Source organism: Limnobaculum zhutongyuii (assembly GCF_004295645.1).
Lineage (GTDB): Bacteria > Pseudomonadota > Gammaproteobacteria > Enterobacterales > Enterobacteriaceae > Limnobaculum > Limnobaculum zhutongyuii.
In genome coordinates this window covers 3794078-3819920 of sequence record NZ_CP034752.1, presented here as the reverse complement: position 1 = coordinate 3819920, position 25843 = coordinate 3794078, and the positions used below count along the sequence as shown (strand labels likewise).

The following is a 25843-nucleotide window of genomic DNA, read 5'->3' as shown; positions in this document are numbered from 1 at the left end:
TCTATGTGAATACCTATTTGCATCCGGAAAAGCACGTGTCAACTTTAGAAGACTATATTGGAAATACGCCGTTGGTAAGATTACAGCGGCTGACGGAAGGGCTGGAAAGCGAAGTTTGGGTTAAGTTGGAAGGCAATAACCCGGCAGGATCGGTAAAAGATCGTGCAGCGTTATCAATGATTCAACGCGCTGAACAACGGGGGGAAATTCACCCTGGCGATCGGTTGATTGAAGCGACCAGTGGTAATACCGGTATTGCTCTGGCAATGATTGCCACGCTAAAAGGATATTCTCTGCGTTTGATTATGCCGGATAATATGAGCCGTGAGCGTCAGGCTTCTATGCGTGCCTATGGCGCGGAGTTAATTCTGGTCAGCCGTGAACAGGGTATGGAAGGTGCCAGAGATCTGGCGCAGCAGATGGCCGCTGACGGGCAGGGGAAGATCCTCGATCAGTTTAATAATGATGATAATCCTTATGCACACTTCACCACTACCGGCCCGGAAATCTGGCAGCAAACTTCTGGTCAGGTTAGCCATTTTGTCTCCAGTATGGGAACCACCGGAACCATTACCGGTGTTAGCCGCTATCTGAAATCGCAAAATCCCGCAGTCCAAACAATTGGTTTACAGCCTGCCGAGGGCAGCAGCATTCCGGGGATTCGCCGTTGGTCTCCCGGGTATCTACCGGGAATTTTTCGTCCTGAACTGGTGGATACCATTATGGATATCAGCCAGATTGAGGCGGAATTAACGATGAAACAACTGGCTACCCGTGAGGGTATTTTTTGTGGGGTAAGTTCCGGCGGTGCTGTTGCCGGGGCATTACGTATCGCCGCTCAGCATAAAGATGCAGTGATTGTGACGGTTATTTGCGATCGTGGGGATCGTTATTTATCGACTGGGGTATTTGATGATTAGTGTTGGGTGCTGGATGGGGCTCAGGCTGCTAGGAATCTAATAAATCAGCACCTGCGGATATTCCGACCGTAAAGATAATGTGCTTATATTTACAGTGTGAGCGGTCGGTAAACCGTCTGTACTTAGCTACGGAGTGTGTCGGGCCTGGCCGGGTTAGGGGCGCTTCGTTGGCTTACGCCAAGTCGACCCCAACACCCGTCCCTCCCGACAATTGGTTATGTCAGGTACAAAAATTGAACGATTAGATTTTATTATTAATCTGATGCCCACAGTGTTGTGGACATTTTGCTTTTACAGGAAATATTACTCTCGTTCCAGGGCGTTGATAGGGTCCATTCTTGCCGCCCGGCGGGCCGGGAAGAAGCCAAATACCATACCAATCATGGTTGAGCAGACAAATGCAGCAACGATAGAGGTTATGGAGTAGACCATGGAGAAGCTGCTAACCAACTGGTCGAAGATGACGCCAATGCCCAGTGCTAATCCTACGCCCAATGCTCCACCTAACAGGCAGACCAGAATCGCTTCAATCAGGAACTGTTGCATGATATCACTGGAGCGAGCGCCAACGGCCATGCGTACTCCAATCTCTCGGGTTCGTTCGGTTACCGAAACCAGCATAATATTCATTACGCCAATACCGCCAACCACCAAAGAGATAACGGCTATCATAGAGACCAACAGCGTCATGGTGGCGGTAGTATTTTCAATGGTTTGTCGAATGCTATCAGTGTTCAGAATAAAGAAATCTTGTGTGCCGTGGCGCTGAGTCAATAACTTGGTAACGCCTTGCTCAGCGACATCCATATCAATATTGTCTTTGATACGCACGGTGATACTTCTCAGATATGACTGGCCCAGCATACGCTTCATTACCGTAGTATAAGGTAGCCAGACGTTAAGGCTTTCACTGCTGCCAAAGCCACTTTGCTGTTCTTCCGCGACGCCAATGATTCTGGCTGGCAGACTACCCAGTAAGATCACCTGTCCAACCGGATTACTGTTTTTACCAAACAGCTTTTCTTTGGTGTTAGAGTCAATGACCACATCCTGAGCCAGAGAATCTACGCTGCTTTGGCTAAAGGCCATACCCAGTTCCATTTTGTAGCCGCGTACATCAAAGAATTGTTGACCGACACCATTGACGGTTCCGGTCACTGACTGATTATTGACACGAAACGTGGTGGAAGTGGTGACGCTGGGGGTTACGCTATGGACGTAACTTTGCTGGCTCAGGGCATCTGCATCAGTTCCGCGTAACGTATGTATGGTAGAGGCTTTACGGTCACCGAAGTCTTTACCGGGAAAGACTTCCAGCGTACTGGTACCCATCGAACTGATATCAGCCAGAATTTTTTGACGAGAACCTTCGCCCAATGCCACAACGGAAACGACTGAAGCGATACCAATAATAATTCCTAACATGGTCAGGAAGGTTCGCAAGCGCTGGGAAAACATAGCCAGTAGCGCCATTTTAAAGGCATCAACAAACCGATCCCGTAGTGCAAACCACCCGTTATTGGTTTTGGTTGCATGGGATGATGAAGAGGACTTTTGAATGATCTCTTCTGGTTCTTTGTACACTTTTCTATCGGCAATGATATGACCATCGCTGATTTCGATAATACGTTCTGCGTGTTCAGCAATTTGCATATCGTGGGTAACAATCACCACGGTATGGCCCTGACTGTGTAAGTCCTTAAGGATCTTCAGTACTTCCTGTCCGCTATGCTTATCTAACGCACCGGTTGGTTCATCCGCTAAAATTATCTGACCACCATTCATTAGCGCGCGAGCAATACTCACACGCTGCTGCTGGCCGCCGGAGAGCTGACTTGGGCGGTAGCTGGTACGTTCATCCAAACCCAGACGCGTTAACAGCGCTACGGCCCGCTCCTTGCGTTTTTGACGCTCGGTTCCGGCATAGATAGCAGGCACTTCAACGTTACCCGCAGCGGTCAGGTCTCCCAACAGATGATAACGCTGAAATATAAAGCCAAAGTGTTCACGGCGCAGTTCTGCCAAATCATCGGGGGCCAGTTCATTGGTTGCGCGTCCGGCAATGCGGTAGGTTCCGCCACTGGGCTTATCCAGACAGCCAAGGATATTCATCAGCGTTGACTTACCTGAACCGGAGGCACCGACAATCGCGACCATTTCACCAGAATGAATCGTCAGATTGATTCCTTTCAGAACGGTAACGGTTTGTTCTCCGGCAGGAAACTGGCGGGAAATGTTATCCAGTTGTAGTAACGGTTGACTCATCAGACTACATCCTCATCCGCATGCGTGCCGGTTGAGTTGATCCTGCAGCACCCGCTTCACTGACGATCACATTTTCACCTTCTTCCAGACCGGAGATAATTTGCACATCAACGTTGTTATTAATACCGGTTTTGACTTTCTTCTGGATGACTTTTCCTGATGCGTCAACAACCTGAACGCTGGCATTGCCCTGATTATCAGTATCGTTAAGCGCCGTGGTAGGGATAACAATGGTGTCTTTAGCCTGATCCAAAACAATGTAGACCTGAGCCGTCATAGAGATACGCAGTTTGCCATCCGGGTTTTCCACATCGAACAGACCATTGTAGTAAATAGCCGTAGTGGTCGAACTGGATGAGGTGCTGGTGGTGGTATCACTGCTATTGATAGAGTCGGGCGCTGGCTCTATGGCTCGTAACTTAGCGCTATAATGTTTGCCTGGCTCTCCCAGAATGGTGAAGTAAACCGGCATACCGGTTTTAACCTTAGGCACATCGGCTTCGGAAATTTGAGCTTCAATGGTCATGGTATCCAGTTGAGCAACTTTCAGGATGGTTGGGGCGCTTTGTACGGCGTTAACCGTTTGTCCTTCTTCAACCGGAATGGCTACTACGACACCATCAATAGGTGAGCTAATTTTGGTATAGCCAAGATTCAATTTGGCGGTATCCATGGCGATTTGCGCCTGAATAATTTGCGCATCCAGAGATTCGATTTCTGCTTTAGTCGCATCTAACTGGGCTTTGGCCGCGTCGTAATCTGCCTGAGCGCCAACACCTTTTGCCAGAATCTGGCTTTGGCGATTGAAGGCTAATTGATTGTTTTTCAGTGTGGCTAATTTAGCCTGACGTTGGGCCTGTACGCTTTTTAAGCCCGCTTCAGCATTGTGCAAATCATTGTTTTGCGGCAGGTCATCGATTTCTGCCAGCGCCTGTCCTTTAGTAACCTTGTCACCAAGTTCCACATGTAGTGCTTTAATCTGACCTGAAACCTGAGCACCTACGTTAACCTGTTTTAAGGCTTTAATGGAGCCATCTGCCAGAACGGTTTGCTCTATACTGGTCTTCGTTGCTGGCGTAGTAATATAGTTAGGTTTTACCACTTCAGGAAAAAAGAATAGTTTTATCAACCAACCGGCGATCAAAATGGCTGCAATAATCAGCACATATCGTAGTTTGGATGTAGGTAATTGCATAAGTTTCAGTTGCCTTAAAAGTACTAAATATTGAATAAAAACCTGAGGACGTCACTGTCCGCTATAGATTATGCACTAATGTACAACGAGTTAATGGTGCCAGGGGTAAGCTCATCATAAGGAAAGTGTAAGGTTTAAGTAAAAGTAGCTGCATATTACAACTGAAGACGTAAGAATGATAAAAAATATATCCACCATTCTCAGCATATGTGGTCTTTCAACAGTGCGGAACCTGATGGATATAAACATAATAATCAGGAGAAGGGCATGAAAATTCTTTTGGTCGATGACGATGTAGAACTTGGCAGTATGTTACGGGAATACCTTCAGGCTGAAGGCTTTTCGGCTACGGTTGCCTTGACCGGACAAGCGGGAATTGATGGTGCCATGTCAGGCGATTATGCCGCCATGATTCTGGATATTATGCTGCCGGACATGAGCGGTATCGATGTTCTGAATAAAGTACGTAAGAAAAGCCGTTTACCCATCATTATGCTGACGGCAAAAGGTGACAATATCGATCGGGTCATTGGATTAGAGATGGGTGCCGATGATTATGTACCCAAACCCTGTTATCCGCGGGAATTGGTCGCTCGTTTACGTGCCGTGTTACGCCGTTTTGAGGAGCATATTGAGCCTCAGGATGATGCGATTATTTGTCTGGGAGATTTATGTCTGGATGCATCTCAACGCACCAGCGAATGGAAAGGCGAAGCTTTTGAATTAACCGCGTCAGAATTTAATTTACTGATGCTGTTAATGAAAGAAAAAGATCGGGTAGTTTCCAAAGATGAACTGTCTGAGCAAGGGTTGGGGCGTCCACGGGAAGCTTACGATCGTAGCGTAGATGTTCATATCAGTAATATTCGACAAAAACTGAGTCAGATTGCTGGCGAAACATTATCGATTGAAACAGTACGTAGCATTGGCTACCGTATCAGGTAATAAATTATGCGCCGAAGTCTGTTCTGGAAAATATTAATCGGTTTCTGGGTAACCTTCATTGTGATTACTCAGGCGGTCTGGCTGGTGTTTTATTATTATGCCAGTCAGAAAGAGCCGTTTGAAAATCGCATCGCTAATCGTATTGTTTCGCTTCAGTTTACCTCCGCGGTAACCGTGCTGGAGGCCGAGGGTATTGATGGTCTTAACCGGATGACTGATGGATGGCCGACTATCGATCAACGACATATTGCGGTTATTCCGTTGAAAATCCCATTAACTCAGAATCCTCAACGAACCTCATTGATTCCTTTAACAGATGACGTGCGGGTTGAACATGTTAAAGGCGGAGATGGTAAATATTATCTGTTGAAATACGATGTGGAAGCACTCAGGAAAGAATATCGTCCAAATCGTTCGGGCAGGGTGCTGTTTTTCAATATTCCTAATCCGCTATTGATATTAGGTGGAATAGGCGGTTTTCTGTTTAGTTTTACACTGGCATGGCATTTAACCAGACCGATGCGCTTATTAAGATCCGGTTTTGATCGGGTTGCTCAGGGCGATCTGGATGTACGCCTTTATCCCGTGATGAATAAACGTCGGGATGAGCTTAGCGATATGGCGCGTGATTTTGACTCCATGGTGGAGCGCTTAAAGTTGTTGGTAGGGGCAAGAGAGGCTTTATTGCATGATGTTTCCCACGAATTGCGTACTCCGCTGGCGCGTTTGCAGTTAGCAATAGGATTAGCGCGACAGAATCCTCAGAATGTCGAAAACTCTCTACAGCGTATTGAACATGAGTCAGTGCGTCTGGATAAGATGATAGGTGAGTTACTTACGCTGTCCCGTACTGATGCTGCCGGCATCTCTGATGAAGAGTATTTTGACCTGTATGGCTTACTGGAAGCAGTAGTCAGCGATGTTCGTTATGAAGCTCAGGTGCCAGGCGTCGATATTATTCTTGAAGCTGACGATGCCGTTAAAGAGGATGCGACAATAAAAGGCAACTCTGAACTGATGAGACGTGCTGTAGAAAATATTGTGCGCAATGGGTTACGTTTTTCCAAAGGCGGGCAGCAAATTCGTGTTGTATTGAGCAAAGTTGAAAGTGAGTTTGTGATTAAGGTCAGCGATCAGGGACCAGGCGTAGATGAAGATAAGCTTTCGAGCATTTTTGACCCGTTTGTTCGGGTAAAATCAGCCGCTTCAGGTAAAGGTTATGGCCTCGGATTAGCCATAGCCCGGAAGGTTGTTAATGCACATGGTGGTACCATTGAGGCAAAAAATGGCACAGATGCCGGGTTAGTTATTGATATTCATCTACCGCTGTGGACTGGGCATTGAAACCAGCATATTAATTAACACTATGTTAAAAATAAAATAGTTTCAATTAAAATTATTTTGTTTCAAATCAAATTATATCAAATAGGCGGAGTGTAATTTAAGCACACATTGTTATGAATACATAGGATGAGCAGGCTTTAAATGGAGGACCCATGTCTTACTCAAAACTATTAATGTGTGCGGGTGCTGTTGGTGGAATATTAGTATTATCTGGATGTGCTGGCAAGAATGAGCCTTCGCGCTATGAGAGCGGGGCTGTAGCTGATGTAGTACAAGTAACAGCTATAAAAGGTTACAAATACCGGAAATCTGATAAAGGAAGTCTGCTGGATGCCGCGGTGAATGCGGTATTTGTCTCTGAAGATACGCAGTATACGGTCAAGGACTATAAAGGTCGTTCATTTGAAATTTTCATGGAAGGAATACCGTCAAAAGCAGAGTTTACTGTAGGCCAATGTGTGACTCGCTGGCGATACAATAGTAATCCGACTTATCCACGGCTAGGATTGGCAACTGCCGATTGTAAAGCAGTACAAACTGAACCTCAGACAGATATAGAGAAAGATCCTGTCGATCAGCGTTGGAATTATGAAGCCCGAGTCAATGGGGTAATGAATACGTGGTTGGACTCTCAAGAAGATGAGGTTATTCGTGCCTGGGGACCACCAAATAAGGCTTATGAGTCTAATGGTTCTCGTTTTATTTCCTGGAGTTCGCAGTCAACGAGTGTTTATAGCAATCCTGACTGGAGTGTTTCATCTGCAACTTATTCGTGTGAAAAAACGCTGGAAGTTCGGGAAGGTATTATCCAGTTGTGGTCCTGGAAAGGTAATGATTGCTAAAGATTAAAATCCCCCGATAGCTTTAAGCAATCGGGGGATAAATTATATGTAAAACTACTTCTTGATACGAATGACCGGCGTTTCTCCCACGACAACGCTGCCGCTGAGTTTAGTCAGCTCTTTGATTTCATCCATATTAGAGATTACAACCGGTGTCAGAGTAGACTTAGCTTTCTCTTCAAGTAAGGCCAGATCAAATTCGATCACTAAATCGCCTTTCTTGACGTGCTGGCCTTCTTCAGCGATACGCTTGAAGCCTTCACCTTTCAGTTCAACGGTATCAATACCGAAGTGAACAAACAGTTCGATACCACTATCAGATTCGATAGAGAACGCATGGTTAGTTTCGAAGATTTTACCAATGGTGCCATCAACAGGAGCAACCATTTTGTTGCCGGTTGGTTTAATGGCAATACCATCACCAACGATTTTTTCAGCAAATACAACATCAGGTACATCTTCAATGTTGACAATTTCACCGGACAGCGGAGCAACAATTTCAATGCTGCCTGCGTCTTTTTTATCATCAGAAACGAGTTGTTTCAACTTGTCGAACAGACCCATGATTTTCTCCTCAGCAAAAATATTTTAATCGGCGTTGCCTTAATGCTTACCCATTAGACTATTTTACATGTTATTTTGGGCCTGAGTAGTGGCTAATACCTTAATTATACGTTTGTCGCTTAAGGTATTTGTTCACTAACTCGGCCCAAAGTGGCTGTAACAATAGCTGCTACAGGGATCGGCTTTTATTATAAAGCTAACTTAGCAGAGCGTTTTTTCTTCAATGAATTTATTTACAATCGCTAATACCTGCTCAGCCGTTGGTTGTGCTAATGCATTTTCCGCCAGCGTTTTTACATCAGAATAGTTCGCGTTACGAATAATTTTCTTGATGCGAGGTATAGAAATAGCACTCATACTAAACTCATCCAGGCCCATGCCGAGCAGCAACAGAGTTGCACGTTCATCACCCGCTAACTCACCACACATCCCAGTCCATTTGCCTTCTTTGTGAGAAGCATCGATAACCTGTTTGATTAAGGTTAACACAGATGGAGAGAGTGGGTTATAGAGATGAGAAATCAGCTCGTTGCCACGATCTACTGCCAGAGTATACTGGGTTAAGTCATTTGTCCCAATACTAAAGAAATCAACTTCTTTTGCTAAATGATGCGCAATAGTGGCTGCAGCAGGTGTTTCTACCATTACACCCACTTCAATTGTCTCATCAAAGGCAACATTCTCTTTTCTGAGCTGATCTTTTAGCATTTCCAACTCAGCTTTCAGTAAACGTACTTCTTCTACTGAAATGATCATTGGGAACATAATCCGCAGCTTGCCGAAAGCAGATGCACGCAAAGTCGCACGTAACTGTGCATGGAGGATCTCTTTACGGTCTAAGCAGATACGAATAGCGCGCCAGCCAAGGAATGGGTTTTCCTCTTTAGGCAAGTTCATGTACGGCAGGTCTTTATCACCGCCGATGTCCATAGTACGCAGGATAACAGGTAAATCACCCATGGCTTCAACCACGGCTTTATAGGCCTGAAATTGCTCTTCTTCCGTTGGAAAAGCATCGCGATCCATAAACAGGAATTCAGTACGGTAAAGTCCAACACCTTCAGCGCCATTGCGCTCAGCGCCTGGCACGTCACGTACGGTACCGATGTTAGCCGCGACTTCAACCTGATGACCGTCCAGCGTGACTGCAGGCAGGTCTTTCAGTTTGGCTAACTCATTTTTGTCACTCAGATACTGAGCCTGAGCGGCTTTTAACTGGTCGATAGTTTCTGCCGGTGGGTTAACGTAAACTTTATTGTTTACGCAATCCAGAATCAGATAATCGCCATTTTTCACCTGCTTGGTAACATCATTGGTACCGACAATCGCAGGAATTTCCAGCGAGCGGGCCATGATGGAGGTGTGGGAAGTACGACCACCCAAATCGGTGATAAAGCCAAGGACTTTATCCAGATTTAACTGAGCGGTTTCTGATGGAGTCAGATCGGTAGCAACCAGAATGGCTTCATCCTGAATTGCACCCAGGTCGACAATGGTCATACCCAGAATATTTTGTAATAGGCGCTTGCCGATATCACGAATATCAGCAGCGCGCTCTTTTAAGTACTCATCTTCCAGACTTTCAAGTTCGATCGCCTGAGCTTCAAACACACCATGAGCGGCGGCATCAGCAGTTTCTAATTTCGTTTTGATTCGGCTTTCGACTTCCTGCTCGAGGTCTTCGTCCTCCAACAGCATGATATGACCTTCAAAGATGGCCGCTTTTTCTTCACCGAACGTTTCGCTCGCTTTTTCCATGATGGCATTAAGCTGGGTGCTGGCTTTATCGCGACCAGCTTTAAAACGGGCTATTTCTTGCTCGATGTTATCGCTGGAAATCTTCTTGTTATTAATGACGATCGGATCGTCTTTTAATATAAGAGCCTTACCAAATGCAATGCCTGGAGATACTAGGATGCCTGAAATCATAAGCCTACCTTAATCTAAAACGGGTGTTAAAATGTAATACAGGGCTTATTCAAGTTCTGCCATTAATTTTACAAGATGCTCAACAGCTTGTTGCTCATCTTCGCCTTCAGCTGAAATCGTTACCACAGTACCCTGAGTCAGACCAAGAGTTTGTAATTTAAACAGGCTTTTAGCGCTGGAGCTCTTGCCATTTGAAGTAACAGTGATATCAGAAGTAAAAGCTTTCGCTTCTTTTACGAACTGTGCAGCTGGGCGGGTATGCAGGCCGTTTGGCGCGGTTACTGTAACATCTTGCTGGAACATAGTGATCCTCAACTTAGTTGGATTAAAGCTTTTGGCGTTAACACTTAAGTTTAGCCTATTATTTTTACTAATACGGCGTTAGCGTAACAGCAACATTGCCATATTAATGCTGGAATGCGCGGGATAGATGGAACTACGTGAGGGGCTTCAGCAGCTGTTCTCTGGTTGTCCCGAACTACGATATATCACTTACGCTATTATATATGGCTCCTTTTAGCAAGGAGCTAAACGATTAAGAAGTGATTTAATTCGCGCATCGAAAAAAGTATTTAGCTTGATACGCGTTGAGACGAAAAAAATCAAATTTTTTTATTTAAAAGCGAGATGTGGTGCACAGAAAATGGTCGGGAAAATGACATTGGTTACGAAAATGTTATTTGATTGAAACGTGAATTTAAACAGAATGAATGTTTTGTAACGACCGAATTTTTAATAGAAAAATGGCGATCTGGCAGTCAGAAAAAGCAGGTTGTTTATTTAACGAAAAAACCACCGCAAAACGTTTACAGTGGTTTTTTAGCAATATTGGTAAGTGAGTATGTACTATTTTACTGCTGCAACTCTTTTTCGGTAAACAAATCAGCAAAAAGCGGGGTGCTTAAATAACGCTCTCCGGATGAAGGCAGAATCACCACGATATTTTTGTCGGCAAACTCAGGCTGTTCAATTAAGCGTAAAGCAGCAGCTACCGCTACGCCTGATGAAATACCAGCAAGAATACCTTCTTCGTCCATTAAACGACGCGCGGTAGAAATAGCCTCTTCATTACTGATTTTCTCAACCCGGTCAATCAAACTCAGATCAAGGTTACCTGGAATAAATCCGGCACCAATACCCTGAATCTTATGCGGCCCTGGCTTCAATTCTTCACCGGCTAATGCCTGGCTAATAACCGGGGAGTCGGTTGGCTCTACGGCGACTGAAATAATTTTCTTACCTTTGGTATTTTTGATGTAACGGCTTACACCCGTCAAGGTACCGCCGGTACCAACGCCAGCGATGAATACATCTACATTACCATCCGTATCTTCCCAGATTTCAGGGCCGGTCGTCTTCTCATGAATGGCAGGGTTAGCAGGGTTGTTAAACTGCTGCAACATTAAATAATGTGCAGGGTCGGAGGCAACAATCTCTTCTGCCTTAGCAATTGCACCTTTCATACCTTTAGCGGCTTCGGTCAGCACCAGATTTGCGCCCAACGCTTTTAACAATTTGCGACGCTCAAGACTCATCGACTCTGGCATAGTAAGCGTTAACTTATATCCACGAGCAGCTGCAACGAATGCTAAAGCAATACCGGTATTACCACTGGTTGGTTCAACTAACTCAACACCTTTCTTTAATGTTCCACTCTTTTCTGCATCCCAAATCATGTTGGCACCGATACGGCACTTCACGCTAAAGCTGGGATTGCGGGATTCGATTTTTGCCAGGATTTTTCCATTCCCAATGCGATTCAGGCGTACCAGCGGGGTATGTCCGATGGTTTGTGAGTTGTCTTCATAAATCTTAGTCATGGTTTATCCTTTAATATTATGAATTTTCTGGAGAACTAATACAGCATAGCGCCAAATTCTGAAGAGTGAAGGAAGGATTTGATATATCTATATGTGATTAGGGAATAAGTTTTTATATTCAGTTAATTATTCTCAAATGCTATCAATGGTTGTTCAACGTTTCTATCTATTTATAGGACAAAAAATTAGGGAAAGTTATAAAAGATTCATTAGTTCAATATATTGACATTTAAACTAATTTAAGCTTGTTTCTATATTAAATCAATACGTTAAGTGAGTCTATTTTACGCTGATTATGTTTAGCTTTGCTTGCGATTGAGGTGCAAGTGAGTATAATCGCCCACAACAGATAAGGTCTGCCATTTACAAAAAGTAAACAAAATATGCTGATTAGCAAGTTAGTTATCTATTTTTTGATTTAAGTCATTCATTAGAGTGGATTATAAATCTTATTACCTGTCTGTGGATATGTGCAATGCTACAACGTTGTGTTTTTGGGCTAGTAATCCAAAGGCGGTAGCGTGCGTCAAACTTAAGAAATACAAAAAATTAAAACCTCAATGAATTGGAATTGGTAATGACAGAGAAAAAACAATATCAACCACAACCGATGAACATCGATTATTACTCTGTGCAACAACAGTATAACAACCCCTATGATATTGATTTATTTGATTTAGCAATCCAGTCATGGAAGAAAAAAAGTTGGATTGTTGGATGTGCAATTATAGTTACTTTATTATCGGCTATATATGCTTTTACGGCGAAAGAACAATGGACAGCTACAGCAACAATTGATGCTCCAAGTTTCAATTCAATTGAGAATTATTATCAGGCGTATCAGCTTATTGAGGATGGTGTAGATAGGGGAACAACCTTAGATACGATAGGTGAGCGACTTTTTAAACAATTTATTAGTCAGGCTGGTTCGTATAACGAGTTGAGTAACTATATCAGGAAAAGTACTTATTTTCAGGAGATTTCCAGTGAAAAAAGTGAGCAAAATAAGACTATCTTATTAAACGAAATCATTGACAATATAAAAATAGTAAAAGATAAAGATGATCTCATTTATTATATTAGTTTTTCTGCCGATTCTGCTAATCAGGCAAAAAATTTATTGGCTGGTTACATGGAGACTATGGCCAGTAATGTAAGTCAAATTCAATATTCTCAATTAAAGACTCTTATTAGTAATAAAAAGAACAACATAAAAAATCAGATGGATGCATTGAAAAAAATTGCAGAAGAACAAAGAGTTGAAGAAATTGATAATATAAAAATGTCACTAGCTATTGCAGAAAAATCTAATATCAAAAAACCTGAGTTAAACGGCATGGCTAGATTAGATAATAACAACTTGTTTCTGTTAGGTAGCGATGCATTAAGTGCAATGTTTGGAAGTATTAAAAATAAACCTTTAGCTTTAGATGGTTCTTATTATAACTTACAGCGACAATATATTAATTTAGATAAATTTAAAGTTGATGGCTCTGGTGCTCAGGCTTTCAACTATTTAAAGAATCCTAGTGAGCCAATCAGTAGAGATAAACCCAAAAGAATCTTTATTATAATTGCAGGGTGTATTTTGGGCGGTTTTATTGGGGCTGGTTATGTATTAATATCAGTCACTATCCAAGTTTATTCTAAAAGATACGTTAATTTTTCAAAAGAAAATAGTAACTAGCTATAGAGTGGGCAATCATTAGAATTCGTAATTATATGGACTATATGTAATGTCGAAAAAAGTACAATTGCGAGTTGCAGCAAATTTATTTGGAAAATCGTCCTATTCTATTTTTTATTTACTATCAATACCCTATTTAAAAGATTTGTTAGGAGTTGATGGTGTTGGTGTAATAGGTTTATTTGTATCATTGCAAGTAATTATTTTATTACTTGAAGGTGGTATGACATCTGCTTTTATTCGTGGTCTTGTCAATAAACATTATCGAAGCCAGGGGTATAAGGCGGAGCAATATATATTATCTTATGGGATAGTGTTTATTTGTATCTCACTAGTGGTTGGTTTAGGGATGACTTTGTGTAACAATATTATTGTCTCCTTATTTTCAAATAGTCAGTTATATACTGCAGATGAGTTGTTTTCTGTTGTGAGAGTTATGGGATGGGTTATCAGCTGCCAATTTATTATTTTATTTTATGAAGCAATCTTTATTGCAAATGAAAAACAAATCCCACTAAATTTTTTAAATGTGTTTTATTCTTTCTCCAGAACATTAGGTGCTGTTTTTGTTTTACTTTATATACAGTCTGATTTGATAATATATTTTTATCTACAGCTTATAATTAATATTATTTACATTTTACTATTGCATAGTTATTCGTGGTTACTACTCATAAGAAAATCTTTTATTAATGCATTACGTGAGTTTGATCTAAAAAAACTATCTGTTATTAAGTATGAAAGAAGTTTTGGGCGAGATATGTTTTATATATCAATACTTTCTGCTATTGCGTTTCAAAGTGATCGCCTTTTTATTTCAAAAAATATTAGTTTATATTATTTAGGTATATATAATATTGCTTATGCATTAGCATCAGCGCCAACCCTATTTACATCATCTCTATATAATGTTGTTTATCCTAGATTAATTAAATTAGGAAGAGAATCACTATTTGATAGTATAGTTTTTTTTAAAAAAACTTTTGATATTATCATCTTAATTATTGTGCCGATATGTATATTTAGTTCAATAAACTCAGGTGCCATAATATATATTTGGATGGGTGAGGTACAGAATGATGTGTCAAAAACTTTAAAATATCTTATCATAGCCACATTATTTCTTGGGCTGCAAGTAATACCTTATTCATTACAAATTGCCAGGGAGTGGACAAAGTTAACAGTTATTATGAATATCATATTATTGCCTATTCTATTAACTTCATACTATATTATGTCAGTAAATAATTATTTTTACGGGATAAGTTTATCTTGGATGTTATATAATATATTAAGTTTTTTAATAATGACATCATATATATATATAAGAGCATTATCTATAAAAGATCTTTTAAAGGTTTATTTAAAAGTATCATTATCTATTGTAATGACAGCAATTATCGGATTTGTTTTTAAGGGTTATTTTGTTGAATTATCTAGATTAATGTTACTTGTTATGTTTGTTCCGGCAATAATGATTTGTATGAGTATGTCATCATTATCCTTTTTATGTATAAATAAGATGAGTAAATAAATGGTTCTTTTATCAATTGTAATTGCTACACACAATAGACAAAACTATGCAATTGAAGCTATTCGAAGCATATTAGATATTAATAATAATAAAATACAATTGGTTGTACATGATACTAGTGACTCTTTTTTATTAAAAGATTTGGTTTCAAATATAGTTGATATTCGGTTCAAATATCATCATTGTACAGAAGTATTGTCAATGACTGAAAATTATAATCGAGCTGTTGCTTTAGCAGATGGAAAATATATCACCTTAATTGGTGATGATGATACAATATTAAATGAATTAATTGATGCTGTTGAGTATGCAAATGCTAATGATATAAGTGTTATTACACCGAAGGTTTTTGCGGAGTATTATTGGCCTGATTATAATACAAAGTTGTCGGGAAATTATCATGCTGGAAAATTACGAATAACACCGTTTGCTAATAATAAAAAAATTGTTATGTCTGATAAGGCCTTAACGCAAGCATTTGATGCTTGCTTTCAAGGAACATATGATTTGCCAAAACTTTATCATGGTGTAGCGAAAAAAGAATTATTAGATATTATAAAATCTAATACTGGTGATTATTTTCATGGTGTTAGCCCAGATATTTCTATTGCTATCTCATTAGCTTATTATTCTGATAATTATCTAGTAGTAGAGTATCCATTAACCCTGCCTGGTTCTTCTGGCAATAGTAACTCGGGTAGAAGTGCTATGAGAACACATGTGGGACGCCTTGAAGACGATCCGCATATGAAACGTTTTAAATCATATATATGGAATAATACGCTACCTAGATTTTTTAGTGTTGAAACTGTCTGGGCTCAAGCTGGAATTGAAACTATAAATAAAATTCCAAATAGTAATAATAAATTTAATTATTTAAAATTTTATTCTTTGTGTTTAGTTAATCATCCTTCTTATTATAGAGAGGTTTTTTCAGCATTGAAGTGTTATAAGAATGAGTCAGGACTAAGTTCTATGGCTATTCTCTTTCCTGTTTTTAAATATATAATGTATTTAGGCTATAAAAAAATACATTCATTAACGTATAAAGTCTATAGTAGGTTTGTAGGTAATAAAGTTAAATCAAATCAGATGGTTGAATTTACTGCGTTAAATGTATTCGATGCCAAGAAAATTGCTGATGACTATTTATGTAAACTTAATAAATGTTTATTTAAAAAGTAGTTAATGTATTAATTATTAAAATTTAAGAGACTAAGTTGTATGTTTACAAATAAAAAAATCCTTATCACGGGTGGAACCGGCTCCTTTGGAAATGCAGTTTTAAAACGTTTTCTTGATACAGACGTTAAAGAAGTTTTAGTGTTTAGTCGTGATGAAAAAAAACAAGATGATATGAGAAAGGTATATCACAATGATAAATTGAAATTTATTATCGGTGATGTTAGAGATGAAAGAGCTGTTATGGAAGCAACATCAGATGTTGATTTTATATTTCACGCTGCAGCATTAAAGCAAGTTCCGTCATGTGAATTTTATCCATGGGAAGCTGTTAGAACAAATGTGTTAGGAACTGAAAATGTTTTAGTAGCGGCTAAAAAAAATAAAGTAAAAAAAGTTATTTGTTTAAGCACTGATAAAGCTGTTTATCCTATAAATGCTATGGGAATATCCAAGGCTATGATGGAAAAAGTCATGGTTGCTAAAGCAAGAACATATGATGATGCTATTTCCGTTGCATGTGGTACTCGTTATGGGAATGTAATGTCTTCTCGGGGTTCTGTAATCCCCCTATTTTTGGAACAAATATTGGCTAATAAACCAATTACGATTACTAATCCAGAAATGACTCGTTTTATGATGACATTAGATGATGCTGTTGATTTAGTTCTTTTTGCTTACAAAAATGCAAATAATGGTGATATTTTTGTACAGAAAGCTCCTGCAGCGACGATTGATGTTTTAGCAAAAGCACTTTGTAATTTGCTTGGAGTACCAAATCATCCTATTAAAGTTATTGGTTCCAGACATGGTGAGAAAATTTATGAAACTTTGCTAAGTCGTGAAGAAATGGCAAAGTCACAAGATTTAGGTGACTACTTTAGAGTATCTCCTGATAATCGTGATATGAATTATGAAAAATTCTTATCAGAAGGTTCTATAAAAATAGAGTCATTTGAGGATTATAATTCTCATAATACGACTAGACTTGATGTTGCAGGAATGGAAAAATTATTATTAAAGTTAGATGTTATTGGTCGTGCAATAAAAACAGGCTCAGTAAACTTTACAGATTAATTAGGTTAACGATATGAAGACTATTTTAATTCTGGGTGCTAATGGCATGCTTGGTAACTCTATATTTAGATTTTTGAGTTCAAATGTTCATTGTAATGTTATAGGAACGGTTAGAGATTTGAAGTCTTATTCTTCACAGATGAATAATGTAAGGAATATAATTGAATTAAATGATGTTTTTGATAAAGATACTCTGACAGATTTAATTAAAAAAGTAGATTATGTTATAAATTGTATTGGTATTATTAAGCAAAAAGATTCTGTAGATTATCTCAATTGTATAAAAGTTAATACATACTTGCCTCATTATCTGGCTTCGATATGCAGTGATACGGGGAGTCGATTAATTCACTTTTCTACAGATTGTATTTTTGATGGTACCAAAGGAAACTATTTAGATGATGACTTACCTGACGCTAAAGACTTATATGGTCGTTCGAAATCGTTAGGCGAGGTTAGTTACGGGAATCATTTAACATTACGAACATCTATTATTGGGCATGAAATTAATAGTCATTTAAGTTTAGTGGATTGGTTTTTAAATGCCAAATCGCCAATTAATGGTTATAGCAAGGCAATTTTTTCAGGATTACCTACCAGAGAAATAGCCAGATTTATTTTAGAAAAGATTATACTCACTGAAAAATCTATTTCCGGATTGTATAATTTATCTGCATCACCAATATCTAAATATGACCTATTGATTTTAATTAATTCTTGTTATCAGAGTAATAAATCCATAAATAATGATGTATCCTTTGTAATAGATCGAAGTCTTAACTCTGAAAAATTAAGAGCAGCTGTTAATTTTTACCCAGATGAATGGCCTGATTTAATATCTATTATGCATGAAGATTATATTAACTTGAATGAGTATAGGCATGTTAAATAATAATATCTTGGATGATTTACGTGATAGGGCCATTCTGTCACCCAGACGTCGTGCTCATCTAAATATACATAACTCCTATGATTCGATTATTCAGAAAGTAATTAGTTATGTTTGTACCGATTCCTATATACCACCTCATTATCATTATTTAGACTATCAGCTTGAAACATTTGTAGTACTGAATGGAGAGTTTGTTTTATATACATTTGATGATACAGGTATCATTACATCTCGCACTGTTTTAAATAATAAAAACCCGATTTATGAAGTAAATACACATACTATACATACTGTAGTAGCTAATTCAGTAGATTCCATATTATTGGAAATTAAGCAGGGACCTTTTTTTGCTGAAACATCAAAAGCATTTCCCCTATGGTCTGTACTAGAGAATGATGATAGAGCTAATGATGGTTTTGAGTGGTTAAAACAAGCTCAGGTAGGGGATGTCTGGTGCATATAACTTTTTGTTAGTCTACACATTAGGTAACATACTTTTATATGAAGTAATAATAATAAGCTAATTAATATGATATATTATTTTTCAACATTTTTATTTTCTATTTTCTATTTTTTATTAGTCTTGTATTAAAAAATAAAAGTGCCAATATTTTATTATTTTTTGCCATGTTTCCTATGGCTTTTATTGTTGTTTTTCGAGGGGATGTTGGTGTTGACACTGCTACATATATTCAATTAATTCAATATATTCAAGATACTCCAGGATATACAAATATATTTGAACCATTCTTTGAGTTATTGATATATGTTTTTTCTATTATGGGGCTTAATGCCAGAGAGATAGTTTCATTATTATCAGTTATAACAATAATAATATTATTATATTCTTCATATAAAATAGAGAAGCGACTTGTTATTTTTTCAAGTTGCATTGTCCCAATGTTTTTCTTTGATATGACAATGAACGGTATTAGATATGGCTTATCATTCTCAATCATATTATTAGGGTTAAGTTTTTTAATAAGAAATAGAAGTGCTCTCTTTTGGATGTGCATTTTACTTTCTAGTCTTATTCAATTTTCTGGTGCTTTATTGGGATTGCTTGTATATTTTTTGTATACAAAAAGAATTAGGGTTTTTATATATAGTCTTTTACTTTTAATTCCTTTGTTATTCGTTTTTTCTGGATATTTGATTAATAAAGTTGAAGCATATCAGGGAGCTTATGTTTCTTCTGGTTTATCTGGAGTATCTACTTTACTCATAACGTTATTAGTTTTGTTTACCTGGTGTACTAACAAGGATATGCGGTATGGAAATTTGTTTGTTTTACTTACTATTTTTTCATTGACATTGTTATCGTATGTTTTAGCGCAGTATACCTATGCAGGACTTAGAGTTCAGAATATTGTTGCGTATACATTATTTTTGATGATAATGGTTAATTTTAAGCAGCTCAGTCATACTGATTATAAAATTATTTTCCTTCTGTTTTTTATTGGTCTGATCAGTTTTGCATTCAAAATGAAAAATTTTTATGATGGGGAAGGAATTGGCTTATCTCCGTTTGTACCATATCATTTTTATTGGGATATATAACAATTAATATGAAAATGATTAATAATAACTTAGAGCATACACCTTTATTTAGCGTTATTGTTCCAGTATATAATGTAGAAGAGTATGTCTCTGTTTGTTTAGAAAGTTTAGCTAAGCAAACATTTAAAAGAATTGAAGTCATCATTGTTGATGATGGTTCTACGGACAATTCATTATCTATATGCAATTTATTTGCCGAGAAATATGATTTTTTCCATGTTTTTCATAAGAATAATGAGGGGCAAGGAATTGCCAGAAATTTCGGTTTGAGTAAAGCCTTAGGTAATTATATTTCTTATGTTGATAGTGATGATTGGGTAGATGAAAATTTATTTAATGATATATACACTACTTTGATTGATAATCCAGATGTTGATTTTATAAATTTTGGTCTGGATTTTGTTTCTAGCGAAGGAAAGTCTCTATATAAATTAAATGATTGGAGCCAAAAATATCTTGAGGGTGATGATATTTTTACTAATGCTATGCTAGATAGAGAAGTTCTTTCATCTCCATGTAATAAGATATATAAAAAATGTTTTTTGTTAGAGAATGAAATTTACTTTCCTCATATAAAAATTAATGAAGATTTATTATATTCACGAATAGTTGCTTATCATTCATCTAAAACTTTGTTTTTAGATAATGTTTATTATCATGCGCTTATTCGTAGTAATAGTACATCCAGAGCGATGTCAATAAATAATTTCCAAGGCAGTATAGAAGCATTGAGATATCAATATGACTTCTTAGTGTCTAAATCTGCTTATGAGCGTTATAGTGAGTTATATAAAGCTTATTTTGTAAAACAATTAAGCTATTTGACTATTTTATATTCCTTTAGGGCTCCTGATAAGATTTCATTTATGAACTCTCAAGAGTTGATTAGAAATACAAAATATAATGAGTATGTTAGAAATAGAAATGTAGTAAAACTTCTTTCCAGAAAACATCAGGTTATTGCTTTTTTATGTAATTATCCTAAGCTATTACGTATTGCTGCAACAATAGTAAGTAAGATTGGATTATATAAACTGGGTAGATAGCATATATTATATCATAAGGACAAATGCTCTTTTGAATATTATATTCTCATAAATTTTTTGGGTATAAAAATAAATGAAAGTTATTGAAACTAAATTACAAGGATGTCTAATTATTCACCCTGATGTTCATGGTGATAATCGAGGTTTTTTCCTTGAAACATATCAAGAAGAAAGATATGCAGAGTATGGTATTAAATACAAATTTGTACAAGATAATCGTTCGCGCTCATCATTTGGTGTGTTAAGAGGATTACACTTTCAAAAAACAAGGCCACAAGGAAAATTAGTTTCTATTACTCGAGGAGAGGTTTTTGATGTTGCCGTTGATTTAAGACCAGAATCGAAAACTTTTGGTGAATATGTAGGGGTTGTACTATCAGAAGAGAATAATACGCAGCTTTTTGTTCCTCCCGGTTTTGCTCATGGTTTTTGTGTGCTATCTGAATTAGCTGATTTCTCTTATAAATGCACTGATTATTATTCTCCTTCAGATGAAGGCGGTATAATATGGAATGATCCTATAATTAATATTGAGTGGCCGATAAAAGATCCTAATTTATCAGAAAAAGATAGATTACTTCCTACTTTTGATGATGTTAAATGTAACATTTTGGGTGAGAAGAAATGAGTCATTTTACTATCGTTGGTAGCTCAGGGTTTATTGGTTCAGAAATAAAGCGTAGGCTTATAAATACTAATGTGATGGTATGGACGCCTGCGCGTGATGAATTATCTGAAGTCTTTTCTCGGGATTTAGGAACAGTTATTTATTGCGCGGGTTATGGTGATTGCAGTAATTCTCCTTTTGATGTTCTAAATGCGAACACTACTTTTTTGGCTGAGATACTTGAAAAAGCATCATTTAAGCATCTAATTTATATTTCTTCTACTCGTGTGTATATGGGAAACATATCATCACATGAATCTACCGATCTGACAGTTTGTTCTGATGACCAAAGACGATTATTTAACCTTACAAAGTTGGTTTCTGAAGAGCTTTGCTTGAAAAGTAAACGTAATGTTACTATTTTGAGACCAAGCAATGTTTATGGTATAGCTTTAAATAGTCCTCTTTTTCTACCGCAAATTACGAAAGATGCTATTCTGAAAAAAGAAATTAATTTTTATGTATCTCCTATGTACGCTAAAGATTATGTATCTGTACATGATGTAGCAAATGTATGTTGTTTTTTTGCATTCAATCAGGATAAGTCTCAAATAATATATAATGTAGCGGCAGGTTATAATACGACGGCTGAAGAAATTTCAGATCTCCTTCAAGCTGAAACTGGTTGTAATGTCATTTGGCATCAAATGGATCGTCGTGATGAGATATTTCCTGTGACAGAAATAAATACATTAAAATTAGCATATAAAGATTATATGCCAAGAAACGTATTATCAGATATAAAGTTTATGGTTGATGACTTTAAGAAAAATTTATTATAGAGGCTTTATGAGTGAGCTTTATAAAAGATATGGTGTTATCGGAATATTTAATTTGGTGATAAATGTTATTTATACGAAGCTACTGTATTCTGGGGCTCGTTTAATAAGACGTCCTTTTGATATAAGAGGGCGTAAATATATTAAATTAGGAAATGGATTTACTTCTGGTAGATATTGTCGTTTTGAAGCCTATCCTCAAGATGATGATAATAATATTGTTATTACTTTTGGTTCAAATTGTCAGGTTAATGACTCAGTACATATCGTAGGTAGAAAAAAAGTTAAAATTGGTAATGATGTATTAATTGCCAGCAGGGTTTTTATTACAGATTTAAACCATGGTAACTATTCTGGTGAACAACAGTCACACCCTGAAGAAATATCAGATAAGAGAGTGTTAAACTCAAAAGATGTTGTTATTGGCGATAATGTATGGATTGGCGAAGGCGTAAGTATTCTTCCTGGCGTAGAAATAGGACGTTGTACTATAATTGGCGCTAATTCAGTTGTAACAAAATCAGTACCTGACTATTGTATTGTTGGTGGAAATCCTGCAATTATTTTAAAAAAATTTGATTTTGAAAAAAAAGAATGGGTTTCAACTAAATGAAAAAGTCTTTAGCGGTATTAATTGCTCCTCCATTTTTTAATTATTACAAAGGTATTTCCAAAGAATTATTGAATTATTATGAGGATGTGATTTACTTTGATGATAGGCCAAAGTGTAGTAGTTTTTTTAAGTTTTGTATAAGAAAAAGAGTTCCATTATTATTTGATTTTCTTGCTGAAAAAAATGACAAGCAAATACAGAGTGCACTAAAAAATAAAAACATAGACACTTTAATTATTATTAAAGGTGAGTGTATTAGCCAGAATCTTGTAAAGTGGTTTAAAGAAGAGAAAAAGTCAGAAGTTATAATATACACTTGGGATTCTTTACATAATAATCCTGGCTTTTATCGATTTACTCAATTAGCAGATAAAGCATTTACTTTTGATTTTCTGGATGCAAAAAATAATAATGAATTAAAATTATTACCATTATATTCTGATATAAAAACGACTAATTTAAATTTTGTTTCTGATATGAATAAGTTTGATGTATGTTTTATTGGAAGCTACCATGCTGATAGAGCGAAAGTACTAAATAGGTTTATTAAAGAAAATTCTGATTTTACTTATTTTTTTAGAATTTATTTTCCTAGTAAAGCTCAATATATTCTATATTGGATATTAGATCGTGAGCTTAGGAAGTTACCTTTTGGTATTGTCACATTCACTCCCACATCAAAATCAGATATACAGAATATATACAATTGTTCGGAAGCAGTTTTAGATATTCATAATATAAATCAATCTGGAATGACAATGAGAACTTTAGAAGTTTTATCATCAGGTCACAGACTGATTACAACAAATATGGATGCTATTGAATATTTGAAAGATTGTAATATTAGCTATTTGGATAGGGAAACCGGAAAAATTACAAACTTATCTCCATTACCTGGAGAGGTACAAGATGGCACGTTTAAATATGATTTTAGCTTAAAAGAGTGGGCTAGAAAACTTCTAATGTCGTAGAATCGAATTAGCCCATCAACGATGGGCTAAAAATTTAAAAAATCACTCCCCAACCAACTTCCCCCGATACCTCTCAACCCACATCGCCGTTGCACCACACACGGCAACCGGCATAATAAACAGATTAAGAAACGGTATCATGGTAAACAGGCTGACGATTGCGCCGAACTGTATGTTTCGAACTTTTTCCTGACTCAGTGTTAATTTCATATCTTTAAAACTGACTTTGTGGTTATCGAAAGGGTAGTCGTTGTACTGGATGGAAAGCATCCAGGCGCTGAACAGAAACCACAGAACAGGAAATATCGTTTGGCCAACACCTGGAATAAAATAAAGGATCAGTAACAGTAGGGCCCGAGGCAGGTAATAAACCAGTTTCAGCCATTCACGCTTCATTATGCGCGGAATATCTTTAATGATGCTGGTATCAGGTAATGGTTTTCCTGTTAGTTTTGCTTCAAGCTTTTCTGCCAGCAGCCCATTAAATGGGGCAGCAATCCAGTTCGCTATGGTACTAAAGAGATAACCAAAAATTAGCAGAATTGTGATCACGGCCACAGGCCAGAGTAAATAACTTAACCACTGTAGCCAGTTCGGAACATAGCTCATGATAGCGGGAATCCACTCACCTAACTGATTGTATAACCACCAGAATGCTCCACCGATTAGTAATATATTGATTAATAGGGGAAGAATAACAAAGCGTTTGATACCAGGAAGAGTAACAAGCTTAAAGCCTTGTGTGATATAGTGAAAACCACTTTTAGCGGTTTGGCCATATTGATCAGATTGTATTGTCATGCATTAAAAGTTCCAGTTATAAACGCAAATCAGGTTATCATATTCTATGATAAATACATTGCGAACTTTGTGAAGACTAAAAAGTAAGCAAAAAAGTAAAAAAAACGTATTTATCGACAATAAAATCAAGCACAGGCTTGCACTTGGATACGCGGACAAATAGATTAGTAGGGTGAATGTTTGCCGCGGTGGCATGTATTAGAAGAGCAGAGATAGCGATGATGCAGAATTTGCGTCTAGTATTGATAGTTGTTGGAGCTATAGCAATTTTAGCGTTGTTAATACACGGTTTATGGATCAGCCGTAAGGAACGCTCGTCAATTTTCCGGGACAAACCACTGAAGCGTGGGATAACACAGGAAAACTCAAAGCCTTTTGATTCTTTGGAAGAAGGGGTTGGTGAAGTTCGTGTGCGTCCAGTTTCCGTGTCCCGGACCGATCCATTATCTGCTCAGGAACCTGTTGTGGATAATGATCCACTGCCAGAGTTCTCATTAGTATCTAACGAACTGAAACAGCCAGAGTCTGAATTAGCGCTGGAACCTGAAGATGATGAGGTTTCACCAATTCAGATGTCTTTTGATGATGTTTTAGCTTTCCCTGAAGAGTCTAAAAAGGCAGGGCAGGAAACGGTTGAGGTAACTACTGCTTCGGAGCAGGTACAGGAAGAAACGAAAGCCCAGTTAACTGATAAACCACAGGAACTGGTTATTGTATTACATGTTTCTGCATTGAACGGCGGTAGTATCGCTGGCGATGTTTTGCTACAAAGTATTTTGCATGCCGGATTTAAATTTGGCGCGATGGGTATATTCCATCGCCATGTTGATCCTGCTGGAAGTGGCCCGGTACTGTTTAGCCTGGCGAATATGGTTAAACCTGGTTCATTTGATCCGGAAAACATGACTGATTTCTCAACGCCAGGAATCTCCATGTTTATGATGGTGCCATCGTATGGTAATGCTCATCAGAACTTTAAGTTGATGCTTCAGTCAGCGCAGCGTATTGCTGACGATGTGGGAGGGGTAGTTTTAGACGATGCCCGTCATATGATAACTCCACAGAAACTTGAAACTTATAAAGCCCAAATCAGAGAAGTACTTGAGAATACATCCAAGTAATAATAATGAATAAGGCTGTTAGTTAATTATCTGTTTATTCAATAAAACCCCCGCCTGCCGGGGGTTTTTTATCATTATCGGTGAATGAT

At 37.7% G+C, this 25843-nt stretch carries 24 protein-coding genes; 17 read left to right on the top strand and 7 right to left on the bottom strand.

All coding sequences use genetic code 11. From position 1 onward, the window contains the following. Nucleotides 1–35: 35 nt before the first annotated feature. Nucleotides 36–920: a cysteine synthase CysM gene (cysM, locus tag EKN56_RS17050; RefSeq protein ID WP_130592905.1), complete on the top strand. Its 885-nt coding sequence runs from the start codon at nucleotides 36–38 to the stop codon at nucleotides 918–920. A gap of 303 nt (nucleotides 921–1223) precedes the next feature. On the opposite strand, the gene EKN56_RS17045 is transcribed toward cysM, so the two are convergent. Next, a complete protein-coding gene (locus tag EKN56_RS17045; RefSeq protein ID WP_130592904.1) occupies nucleotides 1224–3185 on the bottom strand; it encodes a MacB family efflux pump subunit in 1962 nt (653 codons plus the stop codon). Nucleotides 3186–3189: 4 nt separating this feature from the next. Next, entirely contained in the window at nucleotides 3190–4380 is a 1191-nt protein-coding gene (locus tag EKN56_RS17040; protein ID WP_130592903.1) for an efflux RND transporter periplasmic adaptor subunit, read from the bottom strand. A 267-nt stretch (nucleotides 4381–4647) separates the two neighbouring features. Between EKN56_RS17040 and EKN56_RS17035 the strand changes: the two genes are divergently transcribed. From EKN56_RS17035 to EKN56_RS17025, 3 genes are all read left to right on the top strand, one after another. Then, the gene (locus EKN56_RS17035) at nucleotides 4648–5325 is read left to right on the top strand and encodes a response regulator transcription factor (RefSeq protein ID WP_130592902.1); all 678 of its coding nucleotides are present in this window, start codon (nucleotides 4648–4650) and stop codon (nucleotides 5323–5325) included. Nucleotides 5326–5331: 6 nt separating this feature from the next. Then, the gene (locus tag EKN56_RS17030; protein ID WP_130592901.1) at nucleotides 5332–6669 is read left to right on the top strand and encodes an ATP-binding protein; all 1338 of its coding nucleotides are present in this window, start codon (nucleotides 5332–5334) and stop codon (nucleotides 6667–6669) included. A gap of 152 nt (nucleotides 6670–6821) precedes the next feature. Further along, entirely contained in the window at nucleotides 6822–7511 is a 690-nt protein-coding gene (locus EKN56_RS17025) for a hypothetical protein (protein WP_130592900.1), read from the top strand. A 54-nt stretch (nucleotides 7512–7565) separates the two neighbouring features. Here EKN56_RS17025 and crr read toward each other — a convergent pair whose 3' ends face one another. From crr to cysK, 4 genes are all read right to left on the bottom strand, one after another. Further along, on the bottom strand, nucleotides 7566–8075 hold the full coding sequence (gene crr / locus EKN56_RS17020; protein ID WP_108901690.1) for a PTS glucose transporter subunit IIA: 510 nt from the start codon (nucleotides 8073–8075) through the stop codon (nucleotides 7566–7568). Nucleotides 8076–8276: 201 nt separating this feature from the next. Then, nucleotides 8277–10004 carry a phosphoenolpyruvate-protein phosphotransferase PtsI gene (gene ptsI, locus EKN56_RS17015; RefSeq protein ID WP_130592899.1) on the bottom strand — a complete coding sequence of 576 codons (1728 nt, stop codon included), beginning with the start codon at nucleotides 10002–10004 and terminating at the stop codon, nucleotides 8277–8279. Nucleotides 10005–10049: 45 nt separating this feature from the next. Next, a complete protein-coding gene (ptsH, locus tag EKN56_RS17010; RefSeq protein WP_047781613.1) occupies nucleotides 10050–10307 on the bottom strand; it encodes a phosphocarrier protein Hpr in 258 nt (85 codons plus the stop codon). A 548-nt stretch (nucleotides 10308–10855) separates the two neighbouring features. Then, on the bottom strand, nucleotides 10856–11824 hold the full coding sequence (gene cysK / locus EKN56_RS17005; protein ID WP_130592898.1) for a cysteine synthase A: 969 nt from the start codon (nucleotides 11822–11824) through the stop codon (nucleotides 10856–10858). Between the two features lie 577 nt (nucleotides 11825–12401). Between cysK and EKN56_RS17000 the strand changes: the two genes are divergently transcribed. The 12 genes from EKN56_RS17000 (at nucleotide 12402) to EKN56_RS16945 (ending at nucleotide 23832) form a co-directional block, all read left to right on the top strand. Further along, nucleotides 12402–13511, top strand: coding sequence for an LPS O-antigen chain length determinant protein WzzB (locus tag EKN56_RS17000; RefSeq protein WP_130592897.1), 1110 nt, complete (start codon nucleotides 12402–12404; stop codon nucleotides 13509–13511). Between the two features lie 49 nt (nucleotides 13512–13560). Beyond that, on the top strand, nucleotides 13561–15045 hold the full coding sequence (locus tag EKN56_RS16995) for a lipopolysaccharide biosynthesis protein (RefSeq protein WP_130592896.1): 1485 nt from the start codon (nucleotides 13561–13563) through the stop codon (nucleotides 15043–15045). Then, a complete protein-coding gene (locus EKN56_RS16990; RefSeq protein ID WP_130592895.1) occupies nucleotides 15046–16230 on the top strand; it encodes a glycosyltransferase family 2 protein in 1185 nt (394 codons plus the stop codon). 39 nt (nucleotides 16231–16269) lie between these two features. Further along, the gene (locus tag EKN56_RS16985; protein ID WP_130592894.1) at nucleotides 16270–17304 is read left to right on the top strand and encodes a polysaccharide biosynthesis protein; all 1035 of its coding nucleotides are present in this window, start codon (nucleotides 16270–16272) and stop codon (nucleotides 17302–17304) included. Nucleotides 17305–17317: 13 nt separating this feature from the next. After that, nucleotides 17318–18196 carry a dTDP-4-dehydrorhamnose reductase family protein gene (locus EKN56_RS16980; protein WP_130592893.1) on the top strand — a complete coding sequence of 293 codons (879 nt, stop codon included), beginning with the start codon at nucleotides 17318–17320 and terminating at the stop codon, nucleotides 18194–18196. After that, nucleotides 18186–18659 (top strand): WbuC family cupin fold metalloprotein, encoded by a 474-nt coding sequence (locus EKN56_RS16975; protein WP_168189678.1) that lies wholly within the window; start codon nucleotides 18186–18188, stop codon nucleotides 18657–18659. Before EKN56_RS16980 ends, EKN56_RS16975 begins: the two co-directional genes overlap by 11 nt. Nucleotides 18660–18730: 71 nt before the next feature. Beyond that, entirely contained in the window at nucleotides 18731–19756 is a 1026-nt protein-coding gene (locus EKN56_RS16970; protein ID WP_322091103.1) for an EpsG family protein, read from the top strand. 8 nt (nucleotides 19757–19764) lie between these two features. Further along, nucleotides 19765–20802, top strand: coding sequence for a glycosyltransferase (locus EKN56_RS16965; RefSeq protein ID WP_130592890.1), 1038 nt, complete (start codon nucleotides 19765–19767; stop codon nucleotides 20800–20802). Between the two features lie 73 nt (nucleotides 20803–20875). Continuing rightward, nucleotides 20876–21430 (top strand): dTDP-4-dehydrorhamnose 3,5-epimerase, encoded by a 555-nt coding sequence (rfbC, locus tag EKN56_RS16960; protein ID WP_130592889.1) that lies wholly within the window; start codon nucleotides 20876–20878, stop codon nucleotides 21428–21430. Beyond that, nucleotides 21427–22251, top strand: coding sequence for an NAD-dependent epimerase/dehydratase family protein (locus EKN56_RS16955; RefSeq protein WP_130592888.1), 825 nt, complete (start codon nucleotides 21427–21429; stop codon nucleotides 22249–22251). Before rfbC ends, EKN56_RS16955 begins: the two co-directional genes overlap by 4 nt. Beyond that, the gene (locus tag EKN56_RS21515; protein ID WP_281275556.1) at nucleotides 22226–22861 is read left to right on the top strand and encodes an LbetaH domain-containing protein; all 636 of its coding nucleotides are present in this window, start codon (nucleotides 22226–22228) and stop codon (nucleotides 22859–22861) included. Before EKN56_RS16955 ends, EKN56_RS21515 begins: the two co-directional genes overlap by 26 nt. Beyond that, nucleotides 22858–23832 carry a CgeB family protein gene (locus EKN56_RS16945; protein ID WP_130592887.1) on the top strand — a complete coding sequence of 325 codons (975 nt, stop codon included), beginning with the start codon at nucleotides 22858–22860 and terminating at the stop codon, nucleotides 23830–23832. Before EKN56_RS21515 ends, EKN56_RS16945 begins: the two co-directional genes overlap by 4 nt. A 42-nt stretch (nucleotides 23833–23874) precedes the next feature. Here EKN56_RS16945 and cysZ read toward each other — a convergent pair whose 3' ends face one another. Next, nucleotides 23875–24633 carry a sulfate transporter CysZ gene (gene cysZ, locus EKN56_RS16940; protein ID WP_130592886.1) on the bottom strand — a complete coding sequence of 253 codons (759 nt, stop codon included), beginning with the start codon at nucleotides 24631–24633 and terminating at the stop codon, nucleotides 23875–23877. Between the two features lie 218 nt (nucleotides 24634–24851). Between cysZ and zipA the strand changes: the two genes are divergently transcribed. Further along, nucleotides 24852–25754: a cell division protein ZipA gene (gene zipA / locus EKN56_RS16935; protein WP_130592885.1), complete on the top strand. Its 903-nt coding sequence runs from the start codon at nucleotides 24852–24854 to the stop codon at nucleotides 25752–25754. The last annotated feature ends 89 nt before the right edge of the window (nucleotides 25755–25843 follow it).

What these genes read in the sequence shown, in the direction of transcription:
- EKN56_RS17045 (WP_130592904.1), bottom strand. Translation starts at nt 3,185, where the DNA reads ATGAGTCAACCGTTACTACAACTGGATAACATTTCCCGCCAGTTTCCT.
- EKN56_RS17040 (WP_130592903.1), bottom strand. Translation starts at nt 4,380, where the DNA reads ATGCAATTACCTACATCCAAACTACGATATGTGCTGATTATTGCAGCC.
- EKN56_RS17035 (WP_130592902.1), top strand. Translation starts at nt 4,648, where the DNA reads ATGAAAATTCTTTTGGTCGATGACGATGTAGAACTTGGCAGTATGTTA.
- EKN56_RS17030 (WP_130592901.1), top strand. Translation starts at nt 5,332, where the DNA reads ATGCGCCGAAGTCTGTTCTGGAAAATATTAATCGGTTTCTGGGTAACC.
- EKN56_RS17025 (WP_130592900.1), top strand. Translation starts at nt 6,822, where the DNA reads ATGTCTTACTCAAAACTATTAATGTGTGCGGGTGCTGTTGGTGGAATA.
- crr (WP_108901690.1), bottom strand. Translation starts at nt 8,075, where the DNA reads ATGGGTCTGTTCGACAAGTTGAAACAACTCGTTTCTGATGATAAAAAA.
- ptsI (WP_130592899.1), bottom strand. Translation starts at nt 10,004, where the DNA reads ATGATTTCAGGCATCCTAGTATCTCCAGGCATTGCATTTGGTAAGGCT.
- ptsH (WP_047781613.1), bottom strand. Translation starts at nt 10,307, where the DNA reads ATGTTCCAGCAAGATGTTACAGTAACCGCGCCAAACGGCCTGCATACC.
- cysK (WP_130592898.1), bottom strand. Translation starts at nt 11,824, where the DNA reads ATGACTAAGATTTATGAAGACAACTCACAAACCATCGGACATACCCCG.
- EKN56_RS17000 (WP_130592897.1), top strand. Translation starts at nt 12,402, where the DNA reads ATGACAGAGAAAAAACAATATCAACCACAACCGATGAACATCGATTAT.
- EKN56_RS16995 (WP_130592896.1), top strand. Translation starts at nt 13,561, where the DNA reads ATGTCGAAAAAAGTACAATTGCGAGTTGCAGCAAATTTATTTGGAAAA.
- EKN56_RS16990 (WP_130592895.1), top strand. Translation starts at nt 15,046, where the DNA reads ATGGTTCTTTTATCAATTGTAATTGCTACACACAATAGACAAAACTAT.
- EKN56_RS16985 (WP_130592894.1), top strand. Translation starts at nt 16,270, where the DNA reads ATGTTTACAAATAAAAAAATCCTTATCACGGGTGGAACCGGCTCCTTT.
- EKN56_RS16980 (WP_130592893.1), top strand. Translation starts at nt 17,318, where the DNA reads ATGAAGACTATTTTAATTCTGGGTGCTAATGGCATGCTTGGTAACTCT.
- EKN56_RS16975 (WP_168189678.1), top strand. Translation starts at nt 18,186, where the DNA reads ATGTTAAATAATAATATCTTGGATGATTTACGTGATAGGGCCATTCTG.
- EKN56_RS16965 (WP_130592890.1), top strand. Translation starts at nt 19,765, where the DNA reads ATGAAAATGATTAATAATAACTTAGAGCATACACCTTTATTTAGCGTT.
- rfbC (WP_130592889.1), top strand. Translation starts at nt 20,876, where the DNA reads ATGAAAGTTATTGAAACTAAATTACAAGGATGTCTAATTATTCACCCT.
- EKN56_RS16955 (WP_130592888.1), top strand. Translation starts at nt 21,427, where the DNA reads ATGAGTCATTTTACTATCGTTGGTAGCTCAGGGTTTATTGGTTCAGAA.
- EKN56_RS21515 (WP_281275556.1), top strand. Translation starts at nt 22,226, where the DNA reads ATGACTTTAAGAAAAATTTATTATAGAGGCTTTATGAGTGAGCTTTAT.
- EKN56_RS16945 (WP_130592887.1), top strand. Translation starts at nt 22,858, where the DNA reads ATGAAAAAGTCTTTAGCGGTATTAATTGCTCCTCCATTTTTTAATTAT.
- cysZ (WP_130592886.1), bottom strand. Translation starts at nt 24,633, where the DNA reads ATGACAATACAATCTGATCAATATGGCCAAACCGCTAAAAGTGGTTTT.
- zipA (WP_130592885.1), top strand. Translation starts at nt 24,852, where the DNA reads ATGATGCAGAATTTGCGTCTAGTATTGATAGTTGTTGGAGCTATAGCA.